This is a genomic window from Stenotrophomonas sp. PS02289, assembly GCF_029960115.1.
In the GTDB taxonomy this organism is placed as follows: Bacteria; Pseudomonadota; Gammaproteobacteria; order Xanthomonadales; family Xanthomonadaceae; genus Stenotrophomonas.
The window spans coordinates 1-7127 of record NZ_JASCOZ010000200.1 but is presented as its reverse complement, the minus strand read 5'-3'; the positions used below and the strand labels follow the sequence as shown (position 1 = coordinate 7127).

The window sequence follows — 7127 nt, the reverse complement described above, 5'->3', positions numbered from 1 at the left end:
GGCCCACGCAACGTCTGGGCCGGCCAACGGCCGGCGCTACCAGTGAGCGTGCAATCAAGGAATTCCGAATTCGTTTATCGATCTTCTGAACGCTTCACAACATTCTTCCCCAGTCATCCGCGTCAACACAAAACCTCACCGCTTTTTCGCCCTTAATTAACCGCATTTCTTCGACCCTGCACCTGCGCCGCAAGATCGCGCATCCCCAAAGATGACGAGAAGAGTGCAACCATGGCTAACCAGCAGCAGAACAATCCCAACAAGCCGCAGGATCAGCAGAACCAGAAGGGTCAGCAGAGCCAGCAGCAGTGGGATCAGCAGAACCAGAAGGGCAACAAGCAGCCCGATCAGCAGCAGCGTTCGGACCAGAAACAGCAGCGCTGATGCACGGTTCGGTGTAACACCCTTTGTTCGGGGGTGAAACCGGAGGAAGGCGGTGCGCGTTCGCGCGCCGCCTTTTTTGTGTCTGCGTCAATCTGGAATCGGCAGCGTGAGCGTTTCTTTCACTTCTTCCATCACGATGTAGCTCTTGCTCTCGCGCACATGCGGCAAGGTCAGCAGCGTGCTGCCCAGCAGCTTGCGGTACGACGCCATCTCGCTGATCCGCGCCTTCAACAGATAGTCGAAATCGCCTGAGACCAGATGGCACTCCAGCACATTGGGCAGCTTCAACGCCGCGCGTCGGAATTCCTCGAAGATGTCGCCGGACTTGTAGGCCAGGCTGATCTCGACGAACACCAGCAGGCTGGCTTTGAGGTAATGCGGATCGAGCTTGGCGTAGTAGCCGGTGATCGCGCCATCGCGCTCCAGCCGGCGCACGCGTTCGGTGCACGGCGTGGTCGACAGACCCACCCGTTCGCCCAGTTCGGTGAAGGAAATGCGTCCTTCGGCCTGCAGGATGCGCAGGATCTTGCGGTCGATCTTGTCCAGCTCGCGGACCCGGGTCGCCATGGGCGTCAACTCGGCAGGGTGAATGGCGGGACAATACACTGCCGAGCGCTGCAAATACAGGAAAAATGCCCGGCATCAGCGGCCTATACTTCCGCAATTATGGTCCCGGCACTGCTCAGTGCAGGGAATGATCCGGTTGGAGAGGTCTCATGCGCGTACTTGTTCTTGGCAGTGGGGTAATCGGCACGACCAGTGCCTGGTACCTGCGGCAGGCCGGCTTTGATGTCACCGTGGTCGACCGCCAGCCGGGACCGGCACTGGAAACCAGCTTCGCCAATGCCGGCCAGCTGTCGTTCGGCTACACCTCGCCGTGGGCCGCCCCGGGCGTGCCGCTGAAGGCAGTGAAGTGGCTGTTCGAGGAACACGCGCCGCTGGCGATCCGCCCGGGCCTGGACCTCAACCAGTACCGCTGGCTGGCACAGATGCTGCGCAACTGCACGCAGGAGCGCTACGCGATCAACAAGGCGCGCATGGTGCGCATGTCCGAATACAGCCGTGACTGCCTGAACGAACTGCGCGCTGAAACCGGCATCGAATTCGAAGGCCGCGACCTCGGCACCACCCAGCTGTTCCGCACCCAGCAGCAGCTGGACGCCTCGGCGCAGGACATCGAGGTGCTGGCGCAGTACGGCGTGCCCTACGAGGTGCTGGACCGTGCCGGCATCATCGCCGCCGAACCGGCCCTGGCGGCCGTCGCCGACACCCTGGTCGGCGCGCTGCGCCTGCCGCGCGACCAGACCGGTGACTGCCAGCTGTTCACCCGTCGCCTCGCACAGATGGCCACGGCGGCCGGGGTGGAGTTCCGCTTCGACCAGGACATCGCCGGTCTGGAAACCAGCGGCAACCGCATCACCGGTGTGCGCATCGACGGCAAGCTGGAAACCGCCGACCACTACGTGGTCGCGCTGGGTAGCTACTCGCCGTCGCTGGTGGCACCGCTGGGCATGCATCTGCCGGTGTACCCGCTGAAGGGCTACTCGCTGACCCTGCCGATCACCGACCCGGCGATGGCCCCCACCTCGACCATCCTGGACGAAAGCTACAAGGTGGCGGTGACCCGCTTCGACAACCGCATCCGCGTCGGCGGCATGGCCGAGGTGGGCGGGTTCGACCTGTCGCTGTCACCGCGCCGCCGCGCCACCCTGGAAAAGGTGGTGCGCGACCTGTATCCGCACGGCGGAGACCTGAGCCGCGCCGAGTTCTGGACCGGGCTGCGCCCGGCCACGCCGGACGGTACCCCGGTGATCGGGGCCACCCCGTACCGCAACCTGTTCCTCAATACCGGCCACGGCACGCTGGGCTGGACCATGGCCTGCGGGTCGGGTCGCTACCTGGCCGACCTGATGAGCGCGCGCCAGCCGCAGATCAGCACCGAAGGCCTGGACATCTTCCGCTATGGCGGGCGTGCGAATCCGCATGCCGCCGCTTTTCAACAGAGTGAAACTGAAACATGCGTCCTGCCCGCGCGTTGATCGACCTGGACGCGTTGCGCTCCAACTTCCGCCTGGCCCGTGAACTGGGCGGCGGTCGCAAGACCCTGGCCGCCGTAAAAGCCGATGCCTATGGCCACGGTGCCGTGGTCTGCGCACGCGCGCTGGAAGGCGAGGCTGATGCCTTTGGTGTGGCCTGCATTGAAGAGGCGCTGGAACTGCGCGAGGCCGGCATCACCACGCCGATTCTGCTGCTGGAAGGCTTTTTCGACGCCGCCGAGCTGCCGCTGATCGTGCAGCACCAGTTGTGGTTTGCCGTGGCGGCGCCGTGGCAGGTCGCGGCCGTGGAAGCCTTCCAGACCGACGTCACCTTGAACATCTGGTTGAAGCTGGACAGCGGCATGCACCGCCTGGGCCTGTCTCCTGCTGACTTCCGCGACGCACATGCGCGTCTTTCCGCGCTGCCGCAGGTGGGGCCGATGGTGCTGATGAGCCACCTCGCACGCGCCGACGAACTGGACAGCCCGCGCACCCGCGAGCAGGCCGCGACCTTTGCCGCCGCCATCGACGGGCTGGCCGGCGAAACCAGCCTGTGCAATTCGCCGGCCCTGCTGGGCTGGCCGGAAGTGCGCAGCGACTGGGTGCGCCCGGGCCTGATGCTGTACGGGGCCAACCCGCTGCCCGCCGCCAGCGCCGAAACCGCGCGGTTGCGTCCGGTGATGACCATGCAGTCGAAGATCTTCGCGGTACGCGAGATCGCCGCCGGTGAGCCGGTGGGCTATGGCGCCCGCTTCGTGGCCGAGCGGCCGACCCGCGTGGGCGTGGTGGCGATGGGCTATGCCGATGGTTACCCGCAATTCGCGCCGAACGGCACGCCGGTGCAGATCGACGGCCAGCCCGGCCATCTGATCGGCCGGGTGTCGATGGACATGCTCACCGTGGACCTGACCGACCTGCCGCAGGCCGGTGTCGGCAGCACGGTGGAGCTGTGGGGCCAAAGCCCGCGGTTGGACGTGCTGGCCCCGCTGTGCAACGTGAGTGCCTATCAGCTGCCGTGCGCGGTGAAGCGTGTCGCCCGCGAGGTACGGGGCAGCTGAGGTAGCGCCGGCCGTTGGCCGGCCCTCGTCATGCCTGACGCAATGGGCTGCGTCAGGCGGTGGGTAACACCTTCCGCAGCCAGTCTTTCACCATCCGCTTTTCATAGCGCAGCGGGTCGCTGTCCGACAGCAGGCCGACACCGGTGCTGAGATAGCCCATGTCGATCAGCTTTTCTTCGTTGTTCTGCTTCAACACGTTGCCCTGCGCGTCCTTCAGGACATAGGACAGGGTCATGCGCGGCGGATAGATGTCTTTCATGATGCGGATGTCCTGGGCGCGCGGCCCGTGCTGGGGTTCGAAGTCACCGGCACGCTTGATGTCGGTGATGGTCACGTCCAGGGTCTGGCCCGGAGCCAGACGCGCCGCCGCCGTGGTGCGCAGGTAGGCGGCCAGGTCGTACACCCAGTTGCCACGCTCGGTTTCGAACCGGTTGCTGCTGTTGCGCAGCTCGGTGAACTTGGCCGGATCGGTCCAGCTGACCTGTACCGGACCCTGCACCTCCAGGGCACGCGGTGCCTTCGGGTCGGTCACGGTGCGTGGGGCCGCCGCCGCGGACAGCGTGGCTAAGGCGAGCAGGCCGCCCAGCGCGGCCGTCAACAACGTCTTGAGGTTCATGGCGAACTCCCGGTGGTGGTGAGGACATCCCACGGCAGTGTGATCCCGATCACGGGTCGGGACAATTGGCAGAAAGGTACCGTTGCTGTCGCATTGGGCATCAATTCACCCGGGGTACACATAAATCCCGCGCTTGACGCTACGAATACGCGGTCTGGATGATGCTATCTCCCAGCGCTCTGCCTGCCACGCCCTTTGACCTCCTTGTCCAGCCCGTCCGTACCAACCCTTGAACGTGCCACCGCGGTGGCTCCTGCGCTTGATCCCGCCTTGCACCGTCACGTGCTGGAAGGGCTCAATGCGGGCTTCTGTGTCGTGGAATGTCTCATTGAAGACGGCGTGGGCGTGGACTATCGCTTCGTGCAGGTGAACGACGCGTTCGAGCGCAATACCGGTCTGCTCAATGCCGCCGGTCGCTGGATGAGCGAACTGCAGCCCGCGCACGAGTCGGACTGGTACCGCATCTACGGCGAGGTGGCGCTGACCGGACGCGCCCAGCATTTCGACATGGAAGCGCGTGCACTCGGCCGCTGGTACTCGGTGGAAGCCATGCGCGTGGGCGATGCCGAGCAGCGCCAGGTGGCGATCCTGTTCTTCGACATCACCAGCCGCAAGCAGATTGAAGTGGACCTGGCCGAAAGCGAGGCGCGCTTCTCGGCGCTGGCCGATGGGCTGCCGATGCCGGTGTGGGTGCTGGATGACCGCGGCCACGCGCGCTTCGTCAACAGCGCGTTTACCGAGTTCTTTGGCGGTGACGAGCAGCGCGTGCCGGAAGACGTGTGGCGCGGCCTGGTGCACCCCGATGACGCCTCGGTATTCGATTACGAGCTGCAGGAAGCACTGAAGGCGCAGCGCTCGATGCAGACCCTGGTGCGCGGCCTGCGTTCGGACGGACAGTGGCGCTGGCTGGAAATGAACGCCCGACCGCGCTTCTCGCGCATGGGCCGCTTCATCGGCCTGGCCGGCAGCAGTCCGGATGTGACCGAGCGCCGCGAGATTGAAATGGCACGCGAGGAACTGCTGCAGTCCGAGCGTGCCGCGCGCAGTGCCGCCGAGAACATGGCGCGGTTGAAGGACGAGTTCCTGGCCACGCTGTCGCACGAATTGCGCACGCCGCTGACCACCATCCTCGGCTGGAGTGAACTGCTGCTGCAGCGGGTGGACAACACCAGCCCGCTGTTCAAGGGCCTGGGCGTGATCGCCAACAGCGCGATGGCGCAGAAACGGCTGATCTCGGACATGCTCGACCTCAGCAGCATGCTGCTGGGTAAGGTGCAGCTGGAAGTGGAAGTGGTCGACCTGCACGCACAGCTGACCGAAGCCATGCGTGCGCAGGAGCTGGTGGCCGAGGGCAAGGCGCTGAACATGCAGCTGCAGCTGCCTGACGACACCGCGCTGGTGCTCGGCGATGCCACGCGGCTGCAGCAGGTGTGGTGGAACCTGCTTTCCAATGCGATCAAGTTCACGCCGGCGGAGGGCACGGTCACGGTGACGCTGGCGCGTGAGGGCAACCATTGGATCATCACCGTGAGCGATACCGGCGACGGCATCGCTCCTGAGTTCCTGCGCCATCTGTTCAGCCGCTTCCGCCAGGCTGACGGCACCACCACGCGCCGACACGGCGGCCTGGGCCTGGGCCTGGCGATCGTGCAGCAGCTGGTGGAACTGCACGGCGGGGTGGTCAGCGCGGCCAGCGAAGGCCAGGGCCATGGTGCGCAGTTCACCGTCAGCCTGCCGTGCTACCAGCCGCAGGCCGATGGCCGGCCGCTGCGCGAAGTGTTCAATGGCCCGATCAGCGAGCAGGTGATCGAACCTTATCCGCTGCGCGGGCTGCGCCTGCTGGCGGTGGAAGATCAGCCGGAAGTGCTCGAGTATCTGCGCCGCATGCTGGAAGAGCAGGGCGCACAGGTCACGGTGGCGGCGTCGGCGGGTGAAGCGTTGGCCCTGCTGGATAGCGGACGCCACGAGCAGGTGGATGCCCTGCTGACCGACATCGGCATGCCGGGCATGGATGGGTATGGACTGGTGCGCACCCTGCGCGAGGACATGGGGGTGGATGCGAAAGCGCTGCCTGCCGTGGCGGTGACCGCGCTGGCGCGGGCCGATGACCGCAAGCGCGCGCTGGCCTCGGGCTTCCAGGAGCATGTGGCCAAGCCGTATTCGGTCGCGCAGCTGGTGAGTGCGGTGCGCAACGTGCTGGCGCAGGCACGCGCTTGAGAGCGGTTTGGATACGTTGACACGCATGGCGTGTCACTACGCGAGGTAAATCATGTCACGCACTGCACCTGCTGTTTACACCCATGCCGCCGACATTGAACGGCTGAAGTCGTTGCTGCCCCAGCTGCCGGATGAGGCGCGGGTGGAAGTCACGCTGAAGGACGGCAGCCGGGTGCTGGGCACGGTGGCGGTGCGTCCGACCGTGCAGCAGTATCGCGATGCACAGGAGAACGAAGGCAGTAACGGCGAGCTGCGGCTGGATGATCTGGATACGCCGGTGCAGCAGCACCATGTCTGGCTCGACCAGATCGCATCCATCCGCGAGCTGCCGCCGATCGAGTGACCGGCGGCATGCACGTCTAGTGCTGGAAGACCTCGGGTTCGGCGTCAAAGCGGCGCGCATAGGCGCGCTCGTCGGCTACCCGTGCCACTTCATCGTCGGCCATGTCCGGCGCGCCGTACACCGCGTAGGCGACCTGGCCATCCTGCTGCCGGCCGACCTGGTGCAGGCGATAACGTGAATGCCCACCGCCGGTATCTTCAGGGTAGTGAACCGGCGGCTGTGCGCCTTCCAGATCCATTTCGCTGTTGTCGACCACGCCACCGACGAACAATGCACGCATGAGCCAGCTCCGCTACGAATGAGCCTTTACCCTGACCCACGCGATGTTGCGAGGGCATCAAGACGCCGTTGAACAAATGCTAATTGGTGGGCTGGCTTGACCGTGCCTGCCCGATCCAACGACGCCGGATGACCCCACGTAGAGCCACGCCCTGCGTGGCTTCGCGGTGTCAGACGCGGTCGAAGCCACGCAG

General features: G+C 65.4%; 8 protein-coding genes. 5 read left to right on the top strand and 3 right to left on the bottom strand.

Annotated features, from left to right (window positions below):
- The first annotated feature begins 231 nt into the window (after positions 1-231).
- Positions 232-384, top strand: a complete 153-nt coding sequence (locus QMX83_RS19005) for a lana protein (RefSeq protein ID WP_282298204.1) — start codon at positions 232-234, stop codon at positions 382-384.
- Positions 385-471: 87 nt separating this feature from the next.
- Here QMX83_RS19005 and QMX83_RS19000 read toward each other — a convergent pair whose 3' ends face one another.
- Positions 472-951: an Lrp/AsnC ligand binding domain-containing protein gene (locus QMX83_RS19000; protein WP_125361094.1), complete on the bottom strand. Its 480-nt coding sequence runs from the start codon at positions 949-951 to the stop codon at positions 472-474.
- A gap of 149 nt (positions 952-1100) precedes the next feature.
- Here QMX83_RS19000 and QMX83_RS18995 point away from each other — a divergent pair, with 149 nt between their 5' ends.
- Both QMX83_RS18995 and alr read left to right on the top strand, forming a co-directional pair.
- Positions 1101-2423, top strand: coding sequence for a D-amino acid dehydrogenase (locus QMX83_RS18995; protein ID WP_282298203.1), 1323 nt, complete (start codon positions 1101-1103; stop codon positions 2421-2423).
- Positions 2402-3478, top strand: coding sequence for an alanine racemase (gene alr / locus QMX83_RS18990; RefSeq protein WP_282298202.1), 1077 nt, complete (start codon positions 2402-2404; stop codon positions 3476-3478). The genes QMX83_RS18995 and alr overlap by 22 nt, the downstream gene beginning before the upstream one ends.
- Before the next feature lie 52 nt (positions 3479-3530).
- Here alr and QMX83_RS18985 read toward each other — a convergent pair whose 3' ends face one another.
- Positions 3531-4094: a DUF3016 domain-containing protein gene (locus QMX83_RS18985; RefSeq protein ID WP_282298201.1), complete on the bottom strand. Its 564-nt coding sequence runs from the start codon at positions 4092-4094 to the stop codon at positions 3531-3533.
- A 195-nt stretch (positions 4095-4289) separates the two neighbouring features.
- Between QMX83_RS18985 and QMX83_RS18980 the strand changes: the two genes are divergently transcribed.
- Together QMX83_RS18980 and QMX83_RS18975 are read left to right on the top strand one after the other, a co-directional pair.
- On the top strand, positions 4290-6311 hold the full coding sequence (locus tag QMX83_RS18980) for a PAS domain-containing sensor histidine kinase (RefSeq protein ID WP_282298200.1): 2022 nt from the start codon (positions 4290-4292) through the stop codon (positions 6309-6311).
- A gap of 52 nt (positions 6312-6363) precedes the next feature.
- The gene (locus tag QMX83_RS18975; RefSeq protein ID WP_282298199.1) at positions 6364-6654 is read left to right on the top strand and encodes a DUF3247 family protein; all 291 of its coding nucleotides are present in this window, start codon (positions 6364-6366) and stop codon (positions 6652-6654) included.
- 16 nt (positions 6655-6670) lie between these two features.
- On the opposite strand, the gene QMX83_RS18970 is transcribed toward QMX83_RS18975, so the two are convergent.
- The gene (locus QMX83_RS18970) at positions 6671-6934 is read right to left on the bottom strand and encodes a hypothetical protein (RefSeq protein ID WP_282298198.1); all 264 of its coding nucleotides are present in this window, start codon (positions 6932-6934) and stop codon (positions 6671-6673) included.
- Positions 6935-7127 lie beyond the last annotated feature (193 nt).